Annotated in this window: 24 protein-coding genes; all 24 read right to left on the bottom strand. The window is 62.9% G+C overall.

What is annotated here, in order from left to right; translation table 11 throughout:
* Positions 1-25 precede the first annotated feature (25 nt).
* Positions 26-658: a hypothetical protein gene (locus ACFWJB_RS26015; protein ID WP_386925175.1), complete on the bottom strand. Its 633-nt coding sequence runs from the start codon at positions 656-658 to the stop codon at positions 26-28.
* Between the two features lie 222 nt (positions 659-880).
* Positions 881-1,180 carry a hypothetical protein gene (locus ACFWJB_RS26010; RefSeq protein WP_386925173.1) on the bottom strand — a complete coding sequence of 100 codons (300 nt, stop codon included), beginning with the start codon at positions 1,178-1,180 and terminating at the stop codon, positions 881-883.
* 186 nt (positions 1,181-1,366) lie between these two features.
* Positions 1,367-2,893 (bottom strand): DEAD/DEAH box helicase, encoded by a 1,527-nt coding sequence (locus ACFWJB_RS26005; protein WP_386925171.1) that lies wholly within the window; start codon positions 2,891-2,893, stop codon positions 1,367-1,369.
* Between the two features lie 90 nt (positions 2,894-2,983).
* Positions 2,984-3,448 carry an SLOG family protein gene (locus ACFWJB_RS26000; RefSeq protein ID WP_383146656.1) on the bottom strand — a complete coding sequence of 155 codons (465 nt, stop codon included), beginning with the start codon at positions 3,446-3,448 and terminating at the stop codon, positions 2,984-2,986.
* Entirely contained in the window at positions 3,448-3,897 is a 450-nt protein-coding gene (locus ACFWJB_RS25995) for a hypothetical protein (RefSeq protein ID WP_386925169.1), read from the bottom strand. The genes ACFWJB_RS26000 and ACFWJB_RS25995 overlap by 1 nt, the downstream gene beginning before the upstream one ends.
* A gap of 14 nt (positions 3,898-3,911) precedes the next feature.
* On the bottom strand, positions 3,912-4,436 hold the full coding sequence (locus tag ACFWJB_RS25990; protein WP_386925167.1) for a hypothetical protein: 525 nt from the start codon (positions 4,434-4,436) through the stop codon (positions 3,912-3,914).
* Positions 4,437-4,560: 124 nt separating this feature from the next.
* On the bottom strand, positions 4,561-5,811 hold the full coding sequence (locus ACFWJB_RS25985) for a hypothetical protein (protein WP_386925165.1): 1,251 nt from the start codon (positions 5,809-5,811) through the stop codon (positions 4,561-4,563).
* Positions 5,812-6,073: 262 nt separating this feature from the next.
* Complete coding sequence (locus ACFWJB_RS25980; protein ID WP_383146708.1) at positions 6,074-6,394, bottom strand: hypothetical protein; 321 nt, start codon at positions 6,392-6,394, stop codon at positions 6,074-6,076.
* Positions 6,395-6,542: 148 nt separating this feature from the next.
* Complete coding sequence (locus tag ACFWJB_RS25975; protein WP_386925163.1) at positions 6,543-6,812, bottom strand: hypothetical protein; 270 nt, start codon at positions 6,810-6,812, stop codon at positions 6,543-6,545.
* 38 nt (positions 6,813-6,850) lie between these two features.
* Entirely contained in the window at positions 6,851-7,693 is an 843-nt protein-coding gene (locus ACFWJB_RS25970; RefSeq protein ID WP_383146617.1) for a hypothetical protein, read from the bottom strand.
* Between the two features lie 9 nt (positions 7,694-7,702).
* Positions 7,703-8,539 carry a tyrosine-type recombinase/integrase gene (locus tag ACFWJB_RS25965; protein WP_383146615.1) on the bottom strand — a complete coding sequence of 279 codons (837 nt, stop codon included), beginning with the start codon at positions 8,537-8,539 and terminating at the stop codon, positions 7,703-7,705.
* A 1,093-nt stretch (positions 8,540-9,632) separates the two neighbouring features.
* The gene (locus ACFWJB_RS25960; protein ID WP_386925160.1) at positions 9,633-10,415 is read right to left on the bottom strand and encodes a hypothetical protein; all 783 of its coding nucleotides are present in this window, start codon (positions 10,413-10,415) and stop codon (positions 9,633-9,635) included.
* An 81-nt stretch (positions 10,416-10,496) separates the two neighbouring features.
* Complete coding sequence (locus tag ACFWJB_RS25955; RefSeq protein ID WP_386925158.1) at positions 10,497-10,961, bottom strand: hypothetical protein; 465 nt, start codon at positions 10,959-10,961, stop codon at positions 10,497-10,499.
* A 221-nt stretch (positions 10,962-11,182) separates the two neighbouring features.
* A complete protein-coding gene (locus tag ACFWJB_RS25950; RefSeq protein ID WP_386925156.1) occupies positions 11,183-13,936 on the bottom strand; it encodes a hypothetical protein in 2,754 nt (917 codons plus the stop codon).
* A gap of 79 nt (positions 13,937-14,015) precedes the next feature.
* Positions 14,016-14,231: a hypothetical protein gene (locus ACFWJB_RS25945; protein WP_383146450.1), complete on the bottom strand. Its 216-nt coding sequence runs from the start codon at positions 14,229-14,231 to the stop codon at positions 14,016-14,018.
* A gap of 48 nt (positions 14,232-14,279) precedes the next feature.
* Positions 14,280-14,654: an HNH endonuclease gene (locus ACFWJB_RS25940; RefSeq protein WP_383146447.1), complete on the bottom strand. Its 375-nt coding sequence runs from the start codon at positions 14,652-14,654 to the stop codon at positions 14,280-14,282.
* Positions 14,655-14,750: 96 nt separating this feature from the next.
* A complete protein-coding gene (locus tag ACFWJB_RS25935) occupies positions 14,751-15,068 on the bottom strand; it encodes a GNAT family N-acetyltransferase (RefSeq protein ID WP_383146444.1) in 318 nt (105 codons plus the stop codon).
* Entirely contained in the window at positions 15,068-16,573 is a 1,506-nt protein-coding gene (locus tag ACFWJB_RS25930) for an AAA family ATPase (RefSeq protein WP_383146442.1), read from the bottom strand. Before ACFWJB_RS25930 ends, ACFWJB_RS25935 begins: the two co-directional genes overlap by 1 nt.
* Before the next feature lie 175 nt (positions 16,574-16,748).
* The gene (locus ACFWJB_RS25925) at positions 16,749-17,165 is read right to left on the bottom strand and encodes a hypothetical protein (RefSeq protein WP_386925153.1); all 417 of its coding nucleotides are present in this window, start codon (positions 17,163-17,165) and stop codon (positions 16,749-16,751) included.
* The gene (locus ACFWJB_RS25920) at positions 17,162-17,602 is read right to left on the bottom strand and encodes a hypothetical protein (RefSeq protein WP_386925151.1); all 441 of its coding nucleotides are present in this window, start codon (positions 17,600-17,602) and stop codon (positions 17,162-17,164) included. The genes ACFWJB_RS25925 and ACFWJB_RS25920 overlap by 4 nt, the downstream gene beginning before the upstream one ends.
* Positions 17,599-18,114 (bottom strand): hypothetical protein, encoded by a 516-nt coding sequence (locus ACFWJB_RS25915; protein WP_383146648.1) that lies wholly within the window; start codon positions 18,112-18,114, stop codon positions 17,599-17,601. Before ACFWJB_RS25915 ends, ACFWJB_RS25920 begins: the two co-directional genes overlap by 4 nt.
* A complete protein-coding gene (locus ACFWJB_RS25910) occupies positions 18,098-18,598 on the bottom strand; it encodes a DUF6011 domain-containing protein (protein ID WP_383146645.1) in 501 nt (166 codons plus the stop codon). The genes ACFWJB_RS25915 and ACFWJB_RS25910 overlap by 17 nt, the downstream gene beginning before the upstream one ends.
* Positions 18,599-18,742: 144 nt before the next feature.
* Positions 18,743-19,153, bottom strand: a complete 411-nt coding sequence (locus ACFWJB_RS25905) for a hypothetical protein (RefSeq protein WP_383146644.1) — start codon at positions 19,151-19,153, stop codon at positions 18,743-18,745.
* A gap of 592 nt (positions 19,154-19,745) precedes the next feature.
* Entirely contained in the window at positions 19,746-20,870 is a 1,125-nt protein-coding gene (locus ACFWJB_RS25900; protein WP_383146468.1) for a hypothetical protein, read from the bottom strand.
* Positions 20,871-20,921 lie beyond the last annotated feature (51 nt).

Raw genomic sequence — 20,921 nt, 5'->3', positions numbered from 1 at the left:
CACTACCGCCCCTTGGCCTGTCGGACTAGACCCTGGCGACGAGGTTACTCATCGCCCACTTGTGCACCGTGATCTCGTCCTCGATGTCCGGGATCGCTCGGTGGATGTCTCGCTTCCTGACCGTGTCGTCAGGGTGGTGGCCGCTCATGGTGGCCAGGCCCAGAATCGTGCTCACGTCGTACTGGCGGTAATGGAACCAGTTGTGCAGCCTGGGCATCTGCACTCGCAGGGCGGCACGGTCGAACTGGACCGATGCGCCAGCCATCGGGAAGCGGTGGTCGGGCATCCCGCCGAAGACCTCCATGAGGAACTCCAGTGCGCGGGTCTCGACGTCCGGGCGGGCACGTCCGCAGCGCGGGTTGTTGGCGACCCTGGCCGAGTGAGCGAGCACCTCGTCGATCAGTCCGTTCTTGGTGTGCATCGCGTGGACCACCGGGCCGAGCGCCTTGTCGCTCAGCCAGTGGCCGCTCACCATGGCGTCGCTGTAGCCGACGACGCAGGCGAACCTGCCCGCCTCGTCCCCCCAGCGATTGGTGACCTTGAGACCGACCTCCAGGATGCGATCTTCAGGACGCAGGCCAGTGGTCTCCAGGTCGATCCACACCATTTCCGGAGTCACGTCCGGCTGGATCGTGAACTCGTCTGCCATCGCTGTCACCCGATGCCTCCAGGTTGCCGTAACATTGGTTGGCGAACTCCGCCACGTACTCGCGTGGGACGATCCAGCGTCCATTGTCCAGCCTCTGACCCTTGAGTACGTGGTCGGGGTCGCGGACCCAGCGTCGCACAGTCATCTCGTTCTGGTCAAACATCGCTGCGATGCGCGCGATGGACAGGAACGGAGGAAGCTTCTCCAGCCAGCTCTTGTCTATGGTGACGCTCACTTGCTGAACCTTCCGTCCTCGCGGTGCTGGCAGTCGCACGTCTTGCCGCCCTTGCATCCCGCAGCGACGTGGTTCTCCTTGCCGCGCAGGCCAGCCTCGGCAGCGATCTGACACGGCCTGCAGACGAAGTGTGTCTCGGCGGCGGCCGAGATCTTCGCGGCCATTGCCTCACGTCGAGCCATGTAGAACTCCTCCTGTTCGGGGGTAAGTACCCGAACCCAATGATCACTGGACTTGCCGCGAAACTGTGGCGACCAGACCCAGATGCGCTTCTTGGAGCCGTCGAGGTGATTCACGCGTGCGTTCTTGAGCGGGAACCACTCGGGGCACCACATCCTATACCCGCGAGGCTTGTCCGCACAAGCCTCGCAGTAGACGTGATTACCCCTCCCGCTACGGAGCGTCATCTGCTCGTTGTGCCTCATGCAGATGACGACGCGTGTGTCGTCTCGTCTTACTAATACAACGCGCATAAGTCCCCCCTAGCGCGGAAGTGCGTGTGCGATGTCTGGAATGGTCAACTGCCCCCGAGGGACGGGTGGCTTGAGTTCGTACGCTCCCTTGACTTCAACGTCGAGCTTGCTCTTCCCGTCCACGACTGCCTCCTCTACAAGTTCGTGCGCCGCCTCGTCCTTGATGGCGCAGAGTTCCTCCACGCGCACCTCGACCGTATCCTGGGTGATGTACTCGATGATAGTCACGGCCCTGGTTACGTCCTGGCCGATACGATTGAGTCGCGCGATTGCCTGACGGTTAACAGCCGGGGTGACGTGCTTGTCAAGAAACATCCCGTGACTGCCAGCCGTCATATTAAGACCAAATGCAGTGACCTGCACCATACAAACGATGACGCCAGGCTTAGTAGACTTTTCCCACCTATCCACGATATCGAAGCGCTCTGACGGATCGATGTCTCCGTGCAGCTCCCAGATCGGAATGTCCGGGGCCGCCTGCTGGAGGCGCGCTACGTAGCGGCCAACCATCGGCCTAAACTGCGTGAACACTACCAGTCGATGGCCGTTGCCGACGATCTCGATCGTGTCCTCGATGGCCGCTGTCAGCTTGTTACTGTGATCCTCCCCGTTGAACTCGAAGGTCGTTCCGCACAACTGACGCAGGCGGAGGTTCTTGAACAGATGGTTATCGTACTCCTCGGGAGGCTCGTTGGGGTCGATAGTGAGCTGCATCTCCTTCTCGACCTCGTCGTACAGCTTGCGCTGCAAGTCGGTCAGCTCCACCCATCGCTGCATGATGTTGGGAGCCTGAAGGTCGAGTACATCCTCCTGTAGGCGTCGGATCATGATGCGGCCGAGAACCTCGTGGATCTCATCCTTCCGCTTCAGTCCGACAATCTCGCGCTTCTTGAAGCCGCCGTAGACGGCGTGCCTGTTCATGAAAGTATCAAACATCGGCGTGCCCGGCCAGGTCATCCGGAGCAGCGCCCAAAGGTTCTGCACATTCTTGGTGACGGGCGTACCAGTCATTGGGATCTTCCGCCTAGCAAGCAATGCCAGGCAAGCCATCGTTCGCTGGGACTCGCTATTGCCGAGGTAGTGAGCCTCGTCAAACACGACCATATGGAGGCCGACCGCGTTGAGCATCTCGAGATGGCCGACGACCTGCTCATAATTCGCGATCAACACTCGCGGCCCGTCACCACTAGCGAAGAACACGATCTGCATGTCACGCTCGTTCTTGTCGAGCTTGCGACGCCTTCCGTCCCTCACCTCCTCGCCGAGGATCGTGTACGGGATGCGAGTAAACTTCCTCAGTTCATTGGCCCAGTTGGCCTTGAGGGTGACCGGGGCGACCACCAGCATCGTGTTACCCCAGCCCATCTTTACATCAGTGGCAAAGGTGGCAATAGCCTGGAGCGATTTACCCAGGCCCATCTCGTCTGCCTGCAGAGGGCGCTGTCGCTGGATCATGAACCGGACGCCGTCGACTTGGTAGTCCCTAAAGACAACCTCATCCTTAAGCCACGGCTCTAGCGACTTCCGCTCTGCCATCGTCTCCTCTTCTCTCCGTCGTGTGGGGTTACCGGGGCGCGCGCATCGTGGAGAGGACTGCGACGCGCCCCCGTAGATAGCGCCACGGGGCTAGTCTGCGTCGACTAGCTCCGGGTGCCGTTCCTTGAGTTCCCCCTCAACCCAATGCTCTATCGAACCGTCACTGCGAAAGATGAACGTCTCGAACTTGTTCTGGATGGCGTACCTCGTGCAGTGCGTCGTGCCGCCCGAGTTGTTGTGGTTGAACGCCAGCACGATGTCTGGCTGTACGGTGTCAACCATCAGCTCGTTGCGCTCAAAACCAGCCGAACGCTTAAAGATGCCGTTCGGTCGCCAGTTGGCCGGGAAGGTCTTGAGCTTGACCAGGCGACGGTCTCTCGATGCAGTCTTCACCACCCACAGGTGGACCATCCTGTCAGCGCCGGGCGCAGCTCCGTGTGCAACGAAGATGCGCCCCTTCGCTAGCAGTAGCTCGTCTAGGACTCGGTGAATGGCCGCGACGTTATCCGTCGGCCACTCGCGCGAGCCCGTACAGACGACCTTGAGGTATCGCATCAGAACATCGGCTTCGTCTCGGCGTCGCCGCCGTCACGGAGACGCTTGACGCACCTGTCGTGCGCGTCCTCACCGGTCGGCTCTCCGTGCATCTTCCTGCCGTCCTCGCCGTACCAGTCGACCCGCTGCTCCACCCGCACGTCACCCTCTTCGTAAGGGCTGTGACAGATGGCGCAGGTGTTCTTAGAGCGGATGGACTCGACGGCGTCGAGGGCACCCGACAGGAAGTCCTGCCAGGAGTCTTCAAGCTCCGCCCGGTCGACCCTGAAGCCGTCGACCACCATGGCGGTAGGCGCGGCGACGAGTGCCTCCGCCAGGCGTGCGCGAGCTGCAGGCGACAGCGCCTCGAATCGCGTACGGTTGGTCATCAGCAGGCTGGTCGACTCGAAGTCGGCCTCGCCCTCGAACGGCAGCATGTCACCCTCGGGCTGCATGTTCTTCTTTCCCACGCTGTTCTCCAGTGTTAGTCGCTGCTGTCGACGCAGCCGTTGTGAGTCGACCCGACCGCGTCTTCCTTGCGGGCCTCGACGGAGTCGAAGATGGTGCCGCACTCGGTGCAGTGGAACTTGCCGTGATCGCTCGGAGGCACCATCGGGTGATGCGGGACGCGCGCGAGCTTCAGCGCCGCCAGCTCCTCGTCGGCGGCGTTCTTCTCGCGCGTCATGTCGACCAGTTCCTGCATGAACTCGTCCGGGTCGCGATGCTTCTCGCCGCAGGCACAGGACTTGAAGCGCATCATCAGGTACGCGCTGGCCGTGCCGAGGTGACGCGAAGCGGCGTTGCCGTCCTCGTCGTCCTCGATGTTCGAGAGCATCCGCGCCAGGTAGAGCATCTGCTCGAACGTCAGGCTGTCCCAGAACTGGGCCTCCTGGCGCTTCGTCATCTCGTGCCGGATCTTGCGAGCCTCGCCGTCGCTGCCGTCCACCAGCATCTGCTTCAGCTGCTCGGGGAGTTCATCGAACCCGATCACGTGAAAGTGCTTTCCCATTAAGGCTTCCCCGCCCTTCTTGTCGTCTACACAAAGTGAAGCCCGATAGGAGGGCATCCTACCGGGCTTCACTTCTACAATCTACCGCCCCCAGTGGGCAGGTTGTCGCCGGACCGGCCCTGAACTAGAAGGGCAAGTCGTTGGGGTCTCCCCCAGGCGACGACGCCTGCCCCGGCGGCTGCTGCCACGTAGGCGCAGGCGGCGCGGGAGGCGCAGCCGGTGCCGGTGCCGTGGGAGCGGGAGGCGCCTGCGAGGCAGGTGCCTGAGCCGCCGGGGCGGGCGCGGGAGCCGGTGCAGTCGCTGGAGGGGGACTGACCGGCGGTGCCGCCGCAGGTGCCGGGGTCTGGGGCACCGACGGCGGAGCCTGAGCTGCGGCGGGCGGCGGCGTCGGAGCTGCAGGGGCCGCAGGCGGAGGCGTCGGAGCGGGCGGCGGAGTCGGTGCCGCCTGCTGCTGGTTGAACTGCGAGAAGTCCATGGTGGACGCGGCTGGCGGCTGCGTCCAGTTCGACGCCGACTCCTCGAACTCCTGCTGGAGACCCTGCTGGCCACCCTCGTCGACCACGCGGATGCGCTGCGAAAACTCGCGCAGCGTAGCGTAGTTTTCCGAGAACGCCTGCCAATGCTGCGGGTCGGTCGGACCCAGAGCCGAGATGACCGGAACCGAGTAGTCGTTCTGGCCACGCTTGAGGCTCTGCAGGCTGAACCGCGCGAACTCGCTGTACGCGGGCGTCCTGTTCTGGACGAACCTTGCGAGGTACGTCTTGAGGGGCTTCATCCCGGAGCGCTTCACGGAGAAGAACGCGGGCTGAAGGTTGCCCGTCCCGTACGGGTCGAACAGCACGATGAGGTTGAACACCTCGCTACAGCGAGGCGGCGTCCTCTTCCCCTTGCCCGTCCAGTCCTTGAACACGCAGTTCGAGCAGGGCAGGATCACCCTCCCGTACTCCGGATCGACCGGCACCTCGTTCGGCTTGAACGAGGAATCCTGCCACGGGAACGCGGTCTCGCTCGTCGGGTCCACGTTCGGAAGGCCACGGTCCGAGTCGTTGGACTTGCACATCGGCATAGCCCCGGACTCGGGCAGCTCCTTCGGCCACATGATCCGCTGGCGAACGAAGCCGAGCGGGATGCCGACGAACTCGGGGTACTCCTGCCCCGTCTGGTTGTCGGTGTAGACCGCTCGCGCGTGGTTGATCGAGATACGAGGGGTGGGGATCTCGTCCAGGGAGAGATCCTCAAGGCCGGTGTTCAGGCCCTGAAGATCCTCCGGACGAGCCGGAAGGTTGTCGGTCTTGGCGTACTCAGGATACGCCTGGACAACCTCCCCCTGGATGACTTGGCCCTGCGGGGCCTCTGTCCCATGCTCAACAGTCACGCTTGTCTGCTTTCGGCAATGCAACGAACTCTACGAGTGTCGGTGCTGTCGGACTCGCCATGCGTTTAGCGTTATGCTTGGCGCTCTGGATTCGCTGGTTACTGCTGGTTTTGCTGGAGTTGCGCCCATCTGTAATGGGCCACAGCCGTCAACGAGACCGGCCATGATCACCCGCGCGGGTGGTGGGACCACCCTACCGATTTGGGTCAGCCTTGTCAACCCGATCGGGAATATTCGCCGTGACGGAACTGTGAAAAACTGCTCACGTCACCCATCCGCGCAGATGAATCTTAATGCCCCGACGCTTGCAGTATCGGATGACCTCGGCCTCCGAGATGCGCCACTCGGGCTTCTTGGTCGGGGGTGCGATATTGTACGCCTTGAGCTGATCCGGCTTCGGCGTGCCGGTGCTGCGACCGAAGTAGTACACCATGCCGGTAGACGCGAGGTACGTCTCGGACAGGGAGAGCTGCATGGCGACCTGGTCGAAGGTCATCAGCATGAAGCGGACAGGCAGACCAACCGACTCCGGGTCGGGGTCCTGCGGTCCGCCTTTCACCTTGTCAGGCTTCGGGGTACTCACGATAACCTCCTCAAGTAGAAGATGCGGACAGCCCCTCCCGGACTGCCCGCATCTTCCGCATCGTGTCCACTGGTGATCCGATCCAAAGTACACGACGTGTGACTACCGTACCATGTCGCATCCGGCGCTGTCCAGCGCCCTAGCCGCGTCAGCCCTCGTGCGCTCGATTGTCGGCCAGTTGGAATCGCAGCTCGTCAACGAACGCGCCATCGAGGCCCATACTCGGCGTGATGTGGCGGTAGGCGATCTCGGCAAGCTTCTCGACCACCGAGACCGGGAGGCGCAGGAGCATCGAGGGGCCGTCTTCCTCCTCGTTATAGATGGCCATGCACGGGATGCGCTTATCTGCGGCTGGCTGGTTCCGCTTCAGTGGGTTCTTGCAGTCATGCTGGAAGATGTTTTCGTTGGGCAGGAACACGTGCCCACACTTGCGACACTCTTCGTCATCCATCGGAGTCACTTCATTCCGTGCCGCAGGGCCGTCTTGTGTGCGCGTTCCAGTGCGGCAGCCTGGCTGGCCGCCGTCGCCTTATAGCTCGCCTCCAGCGCATCGAAGCCCTGCTCGACGCCCACCTTTGTGTACGACAAGAACCGTAGCGGCTTCTCTCCGATGTTGGCGAACCCGACCCGCTCCCACCGGCGGAGAATGTTCGTGATCGCACCGGTCGACGGCGGCATCTTCTCGTTGACCAGTGACGCGATGGCCGACGTGTTGAGCACCTCGATCTCGGGGAAGCCTCCGATGACCCACATGTCGACTGCGATCTTCACGTCGTACAGCAACTGATTCCTCGGCCGGTAACCCGCCTCGCGCTTCCTTGGGTCCTCGACGTGCGGGTGAGGCGGAAGCACTCCCCCGACCGGCTGAGGCTCGGCACGCTCAGCCAGTGTCGGCGCGGGCGTCATGGCGTCCTCGTCCAGGACGAGAATCGACCGGCGACGAGACGCGTCGATGCACTCCTCCAGAATCTTGGGGTCGTAGATCTCGCCGGACTCGCGACGCAACTTCTCGTCGCCCGCGGTCCACTGCGAAGTCGGCCACTCGCGCGGCAGGCCAGCCGTGTCGTACATCTCGGTGATGGCCTTGTGGCAGTCGTGGTCGCAGATCGTCTCGCGCCTCGTGCCGCCCGAGTTTGTTTCGTACAAGCCCTTGCATCGAGGTGTCGGCTTGCCTTCCCGGCCAGGAATGACCGCCACGCCTTCGCACCAGCCGTTTTGACACCACCCCGTGATATACGGGACCTTCTTCCCCCTTGGCGCTGCGGGAGTCTGCTGCTTCGCCTGCTTCTTGGGTGCCAACTTGAATCCTTAAACGGTAAGGTCGAACTCGACGGCCGAACGCTTCTTCTCGAGTTCGATGGCGATGTAGTTCTGAGTGGTGATCGGACTGGAGTGGCCGAGCAGCTCCTGAACGAGGCGGATGTCCTTGGTCCTGTCGTACACATCAGTGCCGTAGGTCATACGCAGGTCATGGCTTGCGCCGTCACCCTGCAGGCCAGCCTCGTCGTGGATCTGATGCAGCCACCTCCTGGCGGTGCTGTCGGACATCGCGAATAGGGTTTGCCGACCCATGTTCTGCGCAAGGACCATCCATGTCAAGATGTAACCCATGGCGTCCTTCCCCATCGGCACCCAACGCCACTTGTCTCGCTTGCCTCCCAGCATTACGAGACGGTTCTGGATGTCGATCTCGTGTATCGACAGCTCGCGCGCCTCTGATACACGAGCACCGCACAGTCCGGTAAGTGCCACCAGGGCCTTCTCCTCGGCGTTCCGGGCTGCTTCGAGCATCCGCTGGACGCCGTCCATCCCTTCTGCCAGCGGGTGCGGGATGCCCGGCGCAGGCTTCGGCGTAGCATACCTCGGCAGGAAGGTCGGAATGTTGTGGGCGTACCACGCGAAACCGCGCAGCCCGGAGACTCGTCGCGCCGTGGTGGACTTCTTCTTGTCGATGAACTTGCAATAGTTGAGGTGCTCGGCAGCCTTCGACTGGAAGTCCTCAATCGGCAGGGTGTCACTACCCAACCAATCGAAGAAGGTGTGCGCGTCCCCCGTGTAGCCGCGCTGAGTGTTCTTACTCTTGCCTTCTTCGGACAACCTTTGTCGGAGGACTTCGATAGACTCGCGCGTGACTGTCGTCGCCATTCTCGAACGCTTCCTGTGCTAGGCGATCACGCTCCAGCACAGTAGGCTCGGCAAGATCGCACGCCAAATTGAAAATCTCACGCACGGCCTTCAGTTCGGCGTGCGTCATGTTTGTAAGAATCCACTTGAGTCCAGCACGCTGGTGCGAACTCGCCATCATAAGGCTGATGGACGTTCCGGGCCTCAGTTCGTTCGGCCTTTCACCTCCCTCCTCATCAACGACGACCTCTTGATACTCCGAGGCCGTGATTGCACCGGCGTAGAAGTTCGCCCAGGCAAAACGACCTTCGGGGATCGTGTCGCCTGGGCGAGTACGCTTATTGGCTCCCGAGCGGCCGGGGTTAGCGGCCATCGGTCGCCGCCTTCCGCTCTTCTAGCTTCTTGTCGAGGTCCGGAGTCCGATCCTCCAGGTGGCGCTCCGCTGTGCGGAGGCCGGGAGAGTCGTACTCTGGGATGTTCCAGGTCTCGTCCTGCTTCAGGCAAGGGAAGCACAACCAGTCAGGGGTGCGTGACCTGATGGTCTTTCCTTCCGAGCCGAGCGTCACGAACGAAACCTTTACTGCCACAAGGTCTTCGCGGCGCACGTTCGTGTTCCTGCACCTTGTGCACATATACTCGGGCTGATGGCCCATCGCTAGCTCCCGCCTACGCGTCGCTTCCAGTCTGCGATGCGATCTTCGGGTGGCTTCCGATCAGACGGCAGGATGTCATCGCCAAATTGCGCGAGATCTTCCGGCCTGACCATATGAGCGAGCAACCTGACGGCATAAATGAGCCCCGCATCGTCGTCTTGACGATCCGGTTCTTCGTCCGCAGGTTGCTCTACTTTTTGGTTCTGTTCAGCATCCACCGAAGTGCCTCGCCCGATGACCCTACGGATCACCTTGCGAGACTCGCCCTGGGGTGCCGGTGGACGCGAGGTGCGAGGCGCACGCTTTTTAGGTGACGAAGCCTTCCTGCATTCACAGGGAGACTTTTCACAGATAATGCAGATCTCACTGTTGGTCGGCATGTCGCCTGCCCCTCGCTTCCGGAGGCACTAGGAGGATGGTACCACCACCATGCCCCATCGCGCAATAGGTCACACCTTCGGTCAGGAAATCCGGGACAGCTCGACCTTGAAGGCCTTCAACATTGCAGGCGAGATCCGGGGGAACATGTTACAGATCGTCTGGTCGTCCACGCCGATTGCGAGTGCATTCTTGATGCCCTCGATCTCCTCGGCGGGAATCTGTCCGTTGATGTCGCCCATCGTGATCTGGGCGGGCATCTTTCGGGGCGTCGGCCGAGGCGTTACGCTGGCGAGCGGCTTCTTGGCGTTCTCGGGCTGGCGGCGCAGCTCGGCAACCTTGGTCACCCAGCGAGGTGACGGCTCGCCGCGCAGTGGGTCGTAGCCCTCGCAGCCGACGGTCGGCTCGTGCTCGCGAAGGCCCGTGCGCATCCGGTAGCGCTCCAGCGCCCAGGCCGACACGTCCTTGACGGAGTCGAAGTACGGCGTCGACAGCATCATGACCATCGAGGCGATGCCGCTGGCGCGACCCTTCATCTCCAGGAACTTCATCCCCGAGTCTTCGATAGCCGCCATCTCTTCGGCATTCAGGGACTTGAAGTACATGAGGGCGTCGGTGGCCGAGTCCAGCATCGTCCACGCAGCCTCGAACAGGTTGCTGCCCTTCTGGACGAGCCCGTGTTCATAGGCGCGCTCGTCGCCACCGTACGGGCACTTATGCTTATCGAGCGCGTCCTGGCCCTGCTTGTCGGAACGCGCCGAGATAGCGAAGTAGCAGCCGGGTTCATCGCATACCGCCACCCAGGGGAACTTCGCCTCCTCGCTCGCCCACATGCCGCCGCGCAGAACTCGATTCGTGACTCCCATAACCTCTCCTAGCTGTCTATACAAGCAGGCGAGCACGCGCCCTCCATACAAGGCGCGTGCTCGCAGTCTTTGGTTGTCGGATCAGGCAGCGCTGATCCGTCGGAGGATGTCCTCGCGCGACTCGCGCGGCGCAGCCTGGCTGGCGCTCGCGACCTCGTCGCTGTGCTCGTGGCCGAGGTCGCTGTGGTCGATCTCGTCGTGGCGACGCAGGGCCTCGCCCTCCGACATGCCGTTCAGCTCGGTCAGCGTCAGCCCGTGGTAGTCGGCAAGGTGCCGCTTGATCGTCGGCTCGCTGACGGCGCGAAGCTTCTTCTTGGTGACCAGGCGCAGGCGCGGGCTGACGGCCTCCTCGATGCTGAGGATGTCGTCGGCGCTCGCGATCTGGGGGACGCGCTGGTTCTTCTCCTTGTACATGATGCCCATGTCGTTGCCCTCAACGACACGAGCCGCGAAGGGCTCGTCCCTCCCCTGCAGGGTGAGGGTGACCATCTTGTCCTTGTACTTCGAGTAGTCGACCGCCTGGTCGACGCTCGTCTCTTCGCTCATCGTCGCACTTCTTCCCGACCGGCGCGCCGGTCTCGTCGAGTCGGGTGGTGGCCAGCTCCAGACGCACACCCGCAATACTTGATCGCACTGTGCTTGTCGAGTCTTACTCATGCCCCCGCACATACCGTCATCCGGGATGATGGTACCCCCAAAAATGCGGGCGTGCAACCTGGCCAGGCCCATTTTTTGGGGGTAACCACCATGATTTTTCCGGAGAGGAGTCAGCCCTGCAGGCGGCGACCGAGGTGCTGTACCACCTTAGCGACGTCACCGACCTCATCAATTCGCACAGTGTCGAAGCCGTGCGACTGAGGACTGTCGGTGCCGCAGCCCACAGCCATCAGGTGATAGCCGCGATCCTTGCAGATCTTGATATTGCTCTGAAGAACAGCCAGCTCCTCGTCGAAGTTCTCTAGAGGCATCGCGCCGTCGGTGTAGTACTGGATGACCCGGTCGGTCTCGCGTCGCTCGTCCAGGATCTTGCGGTAGAACTCGAGTGTGTGACCGTCCAGGTTGCAGTTGTCGGGACCGAGTTCAGTGAGGCGATGGCGCGTGGTGTTGTTCCACGGCTCATCGGCCGACTTGACCTCATAGATGTCGAGGCCCAGGTCACTGTGTCCCCACCTGCCCACATACTTCCCGGAGTGACCGTAGACCGCGAACTTCACCCCCAGGCGCTGGAGAACCTCGGCCTCCGCCATGACGCACTTCTTCATCAGGCGGATCTCGTGCCCCATCGAGGAGCCCGACACGTCCATACCGAGCAGGACAAAGTAATCACGCTTCTCGGGTCGTAGCTTCCTGTGGAAAAGGCGAGGGTCACCGATCGGCGCGCGCTTGCCGAGCACGTTTCGGTCGACCTTGCCAGCCTTCAGGTTGCGCATGTTGGCGGTCCGACGGTTCGCCGAGAACGCGAGGCGGGCCTGGAGTAGCGACGAGCCGATAACAGACTCGGGCGGGTCGAAGGTGTCACCCTCTAGCGGGTCAATACCCCAGTCTCGCCGCGAGAGCCTGCTGTCGTAGGCGTGCGTCCAGGCCAAGGCCTGGTCGATCCCGTCACGAGTCCCGTGCGCATCCTCGCGGTGTACGCGAACCGAGGTGATGGCCTGCGGAATGGTGTCGAACTGCGATCCAGAGATCACAGCCTCCATGATCCGCGCCATCTCCTCGGCAGTCGTGCCCTCGGGAAGGGCGTCTGACTCGTCGCCGTGATGGTGCCCGAGCACGTCATTGAGTGCACTGTCGGCACCCTCCTCCGTGCCCCAATCGCGCTCGTCGGTGCCGTCGCCCTGCCCATCGGTGCCGTCGCCCGCGCCCTCTTCGTCCCCATCGGGGTCCGACAACCGGTCACCCTCGGAGACGTTCTCAGTACCCGAGGCGAGCGCACCGTCGTCCTCCTCCTCCTCGTCACCTTCGCCCTCGGTGCCGTCGTCGCCGTCGGCAGAACCGTTACCCTCGCCCGACTCGGAACCGTCACCTTCGTCGGTCAGACCTTCGGGCTCATCGCCAGAAGGTTCACCGTCATCAGCAAGGTCACCATCGCCAGAAGGCTCATCGTCGCCCTCCTCCGGTTCCGTCGAGTCCTCGTTGCCCGGAGTGATGCCAGGCTCGGGGTCCAGGTTCGTCCGGTCCGAGTCGTTACGTGACTCATCGAGGTCCGACTCCGTGTCGGACGGCGGCTCGCCTTCGCCGCCCTCGTCTTCGTAGTCGCCCTCGAAGTCGTCCGTACGCTCGCCGCCCTCGTCGTACTCATCTTCGGGCTCCTCTGGACTGCCCTCGTCGCCTTGTCCCCAGCCGTTCTCGTTGGGAATGTCGAAGTCGTCGACGTCCAGCTCGGGCTCGCCATCGTCGCCGCCGTCGCCCTCATCGTCCTCGGACTCGCCGTCGCCCTCATCGTCCTCGGACTCGCCGTCGCCCTCATCGTCCTCGGACTCGCCGTCGCCCTCATCGTCCTCGGACTCGTCATCCTCGTCCGGCTCGTCGGGCAGGTCGTCCCACGGCTCCTCGTCCTCGTCCGGCTCTGCCTCGTCGTCTTCCTCGTCCGCCTCCCTGGTCGGGGCGGGCGGCGGAGGCGGAGGCGGCTCGACGAACTCGTCAGTCGGGTGATGGAAAAATCCCGACTCACGCAGGATCGCGAAGGCCTTCAGTGCGTTCAGGTATGGTGCTCGGATGGACAGATCCGCGCGCGCCTCGTCACAGATCTCGATGATCCGCTGATCCTCCAGCGCGTCCATGACCTCGGGCTTGAACAGGTCATTCGGGACCGCGTGGCCGACGGCTGCGAAGTACAGGGCCACCGCCATCTGGTGGTTCAGTTCCATGTCCCTGTAGTGCGTCTGGGTGGGTTCGCCAGTGACCGGGTCGGAGCCCTTGACCCCATCGCGGTAGTTCCGGATCTCGCTCGAGATCCTCATCATCCGTACACCCGGCTTCGCCAGGCCGATCTTGTGATTGATGCGGCCATCTTCGAAGGCGTTGTGGATGGTCGGCATGAACGGCGAGATAGCACCCGCTGCTGCCATCCAGCTGGATCGGTTCTTCTTGACCACGGCCTCGATGTGCTCGGACAGGCCACGCGTGCGAGGGTTGTCGCCCAGCACTTCGGCGGCCTGTATGACGAGCCAGGTCTTGTCGTAGTCCGTCAGCTTGGTGAACGAGCCCTCGGCGATGTGACCGATCTCGTGATAGGTACTCCAGAGCACGTCGTGCCTGATCATGCACGCGGCACACTCCTGGAGGCCCTCCCAGTCCCACTCGCCGCAGCGCATCTTGTCGTGCGGCGTCCTGTCGGCCAGGGCGAGTGGCGGCTGCATGTAGATGTTCTTGCCGTCAGTTCGTGGACTGCCAGCCGACGGAATCACTCGAACCGTCTTGATGCCGGTGAAGGCGCGTGCGTAACCGGAAAGCGTCGGGACCATCTTCTGGAACTCCCGAAGGGCCGCAAGCGCTCGCTCCTTCGGCGTGGGTTCAGTCATCTCAATTCTCCAGGGTAGTAACACCATCGCCGAGCGGGTAGACTCGCATTCCTGCGAGCCTCCCGCACACCCGATGGTATCAGGCGTTCTGGGCCTGCTTGGCGTGGAGCATGTGCACGTTGTTGCCGAGGTACTCGGGCTCCTCGATGACGTCTGCCTCGTCACCCTCGGCCTCGCCGTCCCACTTGAACGGCGGGAACTGCTCGCGCAGCCAGGCGTCCGTATCGGCGGGCTTCCAGTCCTCAAACAGGACTTCGGCGATGCCTTCCGTGTCCGAGACTATGGCTGCGAACATCGGCGTCTCTCCCACCGCACAGCCGTCGAGCTTGACCATTGCCGCCCCTCAATCCTTGGAATACTGATTGCGCCGCCTCCACGGGCGACGCTCGCTAGCCAGTTGCAAGTTACGCACGTTACTCACCTGCGTGAGATGCTCCGGTCGGACACAGCTCTTGTGGCTGCACTCGTGATCCACGATGAAGCCAGGTCGGATTACCTCACGCTTGAAGTGCTCGAACGAAACACGGTGGGCGAGTCGCGTGTCCTTCTTTCCGTCTGCCTTCTTTCCGATGTAGAACTTGCCATAACCCTTGTCGGTCGTGGCTCCCGTCCAGACCCAGCACTCTCCGTACTCCTCGCGAATGACCGCCTTTTCGATCTTCGCCATGAAGCGCTGGAGCTGCTGGAGATCCAGTTGCAACAGCTCGACACCCGACATAAGACACTCCAGTGGTAGAACCGAAGTGCTTGTCGAGCGACTTGAGTAGCATCGTAGCCTAGTGCACCCCGTTTGGAAAGTGTCTACGGTGGTGCACTAGGTCACGATTTTAGATCGGGGCTGCCTGACAAAGAAGTTCTCGTCTTCTTCCTCGAAGCCGCACCTCTCGTACCACTCGCGCAGTTGCGTATACGTGAGGGCATCTCTAGTGCCATCCGGCTCAATGCCGAGATATAGCGCCACGCCCTCGCGGTCCGCGTCCTCTAGGACCTTAGCCATGAGGGCTCGCGCGTATCCGTTACCCCTCTTAGCTTCGAGTACGCGGACCGATGAGACGATGGCCATCTTCTCGCCCTCTGTGAAGAAGAGGTTGACGATGGCCGACGTCTCAAGGTCGTAGTATGTGTGCCTCACTACTGCTTGCCCTGCGCCCCGTCGAGTGCGTCCATGATCTGCTTACGCTGCTCGGGGTCGAGGAAGTTGCCGACTGCCATCATCACAGCGTCGTCGGGCGCGAGGTGCCGCAACAGCCTCGCCCACTTGATCGAGTTACGCGTTCCCCACGTGCCGGGGAAGACGTTGTCGTTACTCAGCGAACGGATCGTCTCGCCGACCGACAAGACCAATCGCAGCTCATCGTCGCTGATCTCGAAGCCATCCTCCAGGCAGCGGTCCTGGATGATGCGCCGCTCGACAGCCTCGGGCGGCATGTCGATCTCCAGGTGCATGAGACGCGACACGTCGGCGTCAGCCAGTGGCTCGGCTCCGATGTTGCGCGCGTCCCAGGCGGGGTTGGCCGCGAAGCCCAGGTAGCACTCACTGTGGCGCTCGATCTTCTGGCCGTTGGCCTGATCGATGAACAGCTGCTTGACGTTGTCGGTCAGCGGGCGAAGCCACTGCCACACATCGGACTGGCCGGTGTTCGGCTCGTCGACGCAGATGATGCCGGGCGACTGCCAAGCCTTGACCACGCGCCCCGGCTGGTAGTACGTACCCTTCTCGGGACTGAACTCCGTCTTGCCAGCCAGGTCGTCCACCTGGGTGGACGCCGTGATGCTGATGCGGTGGAACGGCAGGCACATGAGCCACGCGAGGTGCCTGTACAGCTCGGTCTTGCCGGTACCCGGCGGGCCCCACACCATCGGCGTCTCGTCCAGCTCTCGCCACGCGACAACCAGGCGATAAATCGCATTGGTGTAATCCATGTACAGCTCGGGGTGACCTTCGTCACCCGTCGTCGGAATCAGCTCCCGCAGCTCGGGCTCGAAGAACTCGGGATCGTAGACCGGCAGCAAGACGACGTTGCCCGTCTTGGGGTCCTCGATCTCCCGGAAGGCCTTGATGCCGACAGCCTTCTCCTCGTCGGTAACTTCGATGTCCGAGGTGAAGTCCCACGGGTCAACGAAGTTCGACTGTCGCTCCTCGAAGGCAGCCACCGGGTCCAGCTTCGGGGCGAAGCCGTCGTCCAGGTGAACGATAAGCATCAAGTCCCCAACCGGCGTCCTGGGGCTTGCGCCGTAGGTCGACGTAGCCTTTCTGGTGGCACAGTCCTTCGCCTCCAGCGGGGCGCGACCGTCTCCGATCAGCTTTCCCTTCGCCTGGCAAATGCCGCCCTTCCATCCGAAGGCGGCCTCCACCTCGGCCGACGGCGTGAACCAGTGACAGTCGATGCACGACGCGACGCGCTCGTCGTAATACGTCGGCGTGTGCGTGATCGCCTCGGGGTTCGGCATGGTGACCGCGAAGCCCATCTTGCTGGGCATCGGACGCACCGGCCTGTCCTCGCCGTACTCGGAGCACTTCTCCGCGAACGACTTCAGGATACGCTTCTTGTGGCCCGGCTCGATTCCCTTCTTCTCGAAGACGTGACCGAACCGTGCACAGATCGCCGAGCCGGGGTCGGCGTTCAGGAAGTCCATCGCCTGCTTCCGCGTCAGGTACGACGGGCACCCGAGGCAGCTCTTCCGCTCCCCCACCTTTTCAGACACTTTGTGACCCCTCCCGGCCAAAAACCAAGAACCGTTAACCAAAAGATGGTACCACGTCGCGCCGAAAAACGCAACGTGGTACCACCATGAACTTCAGAGGCCCGCGCTACTTCTGGCGGGTGATGTCGATGAGCTGCTGGAACTTGCCGTCGTTGGTGGCAGTGAAGACCACCTGCGTGCCGGACTTGGCGATGGTCGCGATGATCACGCGCAGACCGCCGACGCTCGTCTCGATCTTGTCGACCTCGCCGAGGCCCTCGATGGCATCGCCTTCCCGCAGGTCGGGCGGCTCCACCTCCAGGCTGACGCGCCCGATGGCCTCCATGAAGGCCTCGCGGGCGTGCACGGCCAGTATGCCGAGGTCCTCGATCTGCAGGCGCAGCGACGCCTTCGACTTCTCGAATCCCTCACGGGACAACTTGGCACACTCCGTCCCCGTCTCGTTCTTGAGGGACGCGGTGAACGGCGTCAGGCTGTACCTGACGCCATCCCCCGCCTTCCAGGTGCGGGCGGTGAAGCTCACTTGCTCTCCTTGTATGCGGACGTAGCCTTGCACTTGCGTAAGGCAGTGTTCATCTGTGGCACCGTAGTCAGTGCTGCATCCTGGAAGGCGTCATCGTTCTTCGCCTTCAACTTGTACAGCTTATCTCGTTGGGTGTTGATCTCGGTACCATTGTGCATGGTGATGGCCTCGTGCCCGGCGGTGAGTATATCACCAGCCGTCGACGCGACGCCGATCATCTTGTCCATGTCCTTGTTGAGCCGCTCCGCCTTCACTAGGGCGTCCAGGCAGCTCGATGGTACCGAATACGCCTTGACCGTGACCTTCTTCTCGACCGGTCGGTCGACGTACTTCGTCTTGATGATGGGTGGATCTTGCGCTGGCTGATCTTGTGCCACGCATGACCCGATGCCGCACCCGACGCCGAGTAGCGCGAGTGCGGCAATCCAACGTTTCACCGTTGCCTCCCCATGACCTCGACCACATGGCGCATCTCGGCGATGAGATGGCACATGAAGTGCATCGCGGCCGGGTCCGGCCGACGACGACTGGGAATGAGTCCCAGCTGGTACGACTGCGAGTTGGCCTGGAACTGCAGATCACTCGCGAAGCCGTCGATGCCGTCCATCGAGTGCTCACACTCTTCGTACCGCAAGTTGATGCTCGGAAGAGTGCGGCCGTCCGCGCGGTCGACCTGGGTGGCGACGTCGAGCACCTTCTGGATGCAGTTGTACGCCGAGGTAAGCGCCAGACTTATTGCCCGGAGGGTGTCTGCATCAGGCGGACGGACCACGTACTCGGCCAGGCGGCGCTCGGCTGCCGCCATGTAGGCAATGCGCTGCGCGAGCTGGTCGATGGCGTTCAGTTCGGACTGCATGGCCACCTTGTACTTGCGCGCCTCCCACTGGCGTTTCGACTCGCCGTTGTCGGCCTCATCGATGGCGCGCTGCTCATCAGAAGTACGGCTCATGCTCTTCCTCGTCGTCCTCGCGAAGCTTCGCCAGCTCCTCGTCCTCGTCGACGAGTTCGATGATGTCGGGCCAGTACTTCTCGCACTCCGGTCCGATGCCGTAGTGGCGAGACCGGTTGTCGGTCAGCGGCTTGCCACAACGGCAGCACTGACCGACCTCGCGACCGTACTGGACGGCAGCCATCTTGGGGTTGACCACCAGCGTGATGATCAGGTCCTTGACCTGGCCGTTGATGACCGAGTAGCCCACGCTACTTTCCGGCGGCAGCACGAGACAGACGAGCTTCAGTCTCTCGCCGTGTTGCGACTGGATCTTGATGTGATCCTTGTGCTGCCCGCTGTCCGGGCGCGAGACGCGCAGGAACACCCAGTCGGAGTGCTCGGCCTCGCGGACAGCGTAGTAGCCATTCTCAACCAGATCAACCATGGCTCGGGGCACGCCGAACTGGGCATCTGTGTATCGCCCGAAGGGCACTGTACTCACCTCGTAAGAATCGCGCTGGCATAGGTGACGCTACCGCATAGGCGCGTGACTATCCAGCCGCTGTGCATAGATCGCGCGATGCGAGGCGCATATGCGCGGGCGGTCGTCAAACATACCACCACGATACACGCCTCGCCCGAGCGACTACTTGCGGTAGCCCTGCCGCTGCCGAGGGATGTTGTCCATCGGGCAGCTAGGCGTGCCAGGCCGGTAACACATCTCCTCCCAGTTACGCTTGGCCTCGTGCTCGTCGGCCGGGGTGACACCGTAGCTCATGTGTCGCTCCGGTTCCGGCAGTTTGTTCTCGATCTCGACCGGCTCGTCCATCACCCAGGTGCCGTCGACCAGGTTAATGGTGTACCACCTGAGTCCCTTGTGGGTGATCTCCATACCGCCGCGCACGTCACGCATACGCATCGTAGAGAGGACCACCACGATCCGGTCAGGGGACACCTCGACCACGTCCGGCGTGTCCCCGTAGCGGGGTGCCAGGGTCTGGTAGTAGTCCCGAAGCTCGGCACGAACTCGCGCCAGCTTCTGCCAGTTGGTCAGCACTACTTGCACCTCTGTTCCGCAGTGGCACAAGTGATGATGTACTGTCCACCCTCAACCTTCACGCCAGTCACAGCCACCTCGACGCCATCGATGATGAGTCGAGTGTGCTCGCTGACGCAGCCGAGGGGGAGCGATGCACTGACCAGTAGGCCATGCATAGCGCCGCCCCTTGTGGTAGACCTTGCGGCCTCCCACAACTCACGCCTTGTCATTCGTTGCTCCCTTTCGGGGGTCGGACACAACGAGTTGAGTTGTCGCCGGTTCATGATCACCGACGTAATCCCTAGGGTATCACCACCCTACGAAATACGTCAACCTTCGAACGAAGTGCGAGTACCCCCGACATGTGATGTCGGGGGTACTCGCTGGGGGCGGCAGTGGTTTGTAAAGTCGGCGTGCCACCAGAGGGCTGCACCGGACTCGGAAGTCGGATGACTAGTCCGAGACCTCGTCGCTATGGCCACTTGCGAACCAGTACCAACCCGGACTGGCTCCGGTGCAACCTTCTGACGCCACGCCTGGCGTGACACCAGGCAGGGAGTCCGTCACTCCCTACCCCCCCTGCCTGGTGTCGTCCATGGGGGCGGACCGATCAGATCTTGCGGATCTTGCGGGTGCCGCCGTCGGTGACCTGCTCGAAGCCCTCGACCGTGCTCGGCTTGCCCTCGCCGGGGAACAGGCGGGCCGCCACGGCGCCCGGCGAGGCGTCGCCCTCGGGGTACTCGGACGACTTGAAGTTGGCGATGGCGCTGATCGGGTGCTCGGTGCCGGACTCGACCGTGTCGAGGAACTCCTCGATGTGCTTCTTCACGTCGCGCCGGACACCGCCGCCGCCGCCCGAGCTGCGCCGGGCACCGCCCGAGGCGCGGCGACCGCCGACCGCCTTGCCCTGTCCGAGCTTGGCCGCGTCCTTGAGCACCTGGCTGACGTCCTCGGGCTCCTTCGGCTCGTCGCCGCGCTCGGCCTCGGGCTTCGCCGCCCAGGCGGCGTGCTCGGTGAGGTACGCCTTGTACGCGTCGACCTGCGCGCCCTCCTTCTCCATCAGGGCGTTGAACTGCTCGACCCAGTTCTCGTCGAGGCCCTCGGGCTGCGGCGTGAACTTGTTCGCCAGGGCCAGGGCCGCGATGCGACCGATGTACGACTCGGTCGGCGAGACCTGCGTACGAGCCGGGGCCGCCGTCGCGCGCCGGGTGCCGACCTCGTTGACCGCCTTGTTGATGTTGGCGTAGGCCGTGGCCTCGCCCATCTTGCGGTTCATGAGGCTGTCGCGCATGACGTCGGCGATCCAGGCCTTGGCCTCGGACTTCTTCGCCGTGTTCGGCAGTGCGCGGTAGCTGTCCAGGACCTTGGCCATGTTGGCCTCGGGCACCACGCCGGTACCGGGGGCCTCGACCGTGCCGACGTCCGAGACCTCGATCGCGTCCGCGACGATGCTCTTGAACTCGCCGAAGTACTCGTCCGGCGTCTTCTGCTTCTCGGGCTGCGCGGCCTCGGGCTGCGCGGCGGGCGTCGCCTCGGCCTGCGCGGCCTCGGACTCGACGGCCTCGGTGCTGGTGGTGTCCTCGGCGACGGTCGTCACGTCGGCCTCCTCGTTCGTCTCGGGGGCCTCGGTGTCGGCCTCCTCCTGCGGGATGTCGGTCCCCTCGACCTCGGCCACCTCGGGCTCGGCGGCCTCGGTGGTGGCGGGCTTGCTGGGGCGTCGCGTACGTCCGGCCATGATCTTTATGTCCCTATCTTCTGCTGACTGGTTGGATCGGATCAACCCGTG

It is taken from the genome of Streptomyces sp. NPDC127100, assembly GCF_042724095.1.
Taxonomy (GTDB): Bacteria; Actinomycetota; Actinomycetes; order Streptomycetales; family Streptomycetaceae; genus Streptomyces.
This window is presented reverse-complemented; position numbering and strand designations above follow the sequence as displayed.

Bases quoted from the DNA above. Each gene is read 5' to 3' on its own strand.
- ACFWJB_RS26005 (WP_386925171.1), bottom strand. From the start codon at position 2,893: ATGGCAGAGCGGAAGTCGCTAGAGCCGTGGCTTAAGGATGAGGTTGTC.
- ACFWJB_RS26000 (WP_383146656.1), bottom strand. From the start codon at position 3,448: ATGCGATACCTCAAGGTCGTCTGTACGGGCTCGCGCGAGTGGCCGACG.
- ACFWJB_RS25990 (WP_386925167.1), bottom strand. From the start codon at position 4,436: ATGGGAAAGCACTTTCACGTGATCGGGTTCGATGAACTCCCCGAGCAG.
- ACFWJB_RS25965 (WP_383146615.1), bottom strand. From the start codon at position 8,539: ATGGCGACGACAGTCACGCGCGAGTCTATCGAAGTCCTCCGACAAAGG.
- ACFWJB_RS25960 (WP_386925160.1), bottom strand. From the start codon at position 10,415: ATGGGAGTCACGAATCGAGTTCTGCGCGGCGGCATGTGGGCGAGCGAG.
- ACFWJB_RS25955 (WP_386925158.1), bottom strand. From the start codon at position 10,961: ATGAGCGAAGAGACGAGCGTCGACCAGGCGGTCGACTACTCGAAGTAC.
- ACFWJB_RS25950 (WP_386925156.1), bottom strand. From the start codon at position 13,936: ATGACTGAACCCACGCCGAAGGAGCGAGCGCTTGCGGCCCTTCGGGAG.
- ACFWJB_RS25945 (WP_383146450.1), bottom strand. From the start codon at position 14,231: ATGTTCGCAGCCATAGTCTCGGACACGGAAGGCATCGCCGAAGTCCTG.
- ACFWJB_RS25940 (WP_383146447.1), bottom strand. From the start codon at position 14,654: ATGTCGGGTGTCGAGCTGTTGCAACTGGATCTCCAGCAGCTCCAGCGC.
- ACFWJB_RS25930 (WP_383146442.1), bottom strand. From the start codon at position 16,573: ATGGACTTCCTGAACGCCGACCCCGGCTCGGCGATCTGTGCACGGTTC.
- ACFWJB_RS25915 (WP_383146648.1), bottom strand. From the start codon at position 18,114: ATGAGCCGTACTTCTGATGAGCAGCGCGCCATCGATGAGGCCGACAAC.
- ACFWJB_RS25900 (WP_383146468.1), bottom strand. From the start codon at position 20,870: ATGGCCGGACGTACGCGACGCCCCAGCAAGCCCGCCACCACCGAGGCC.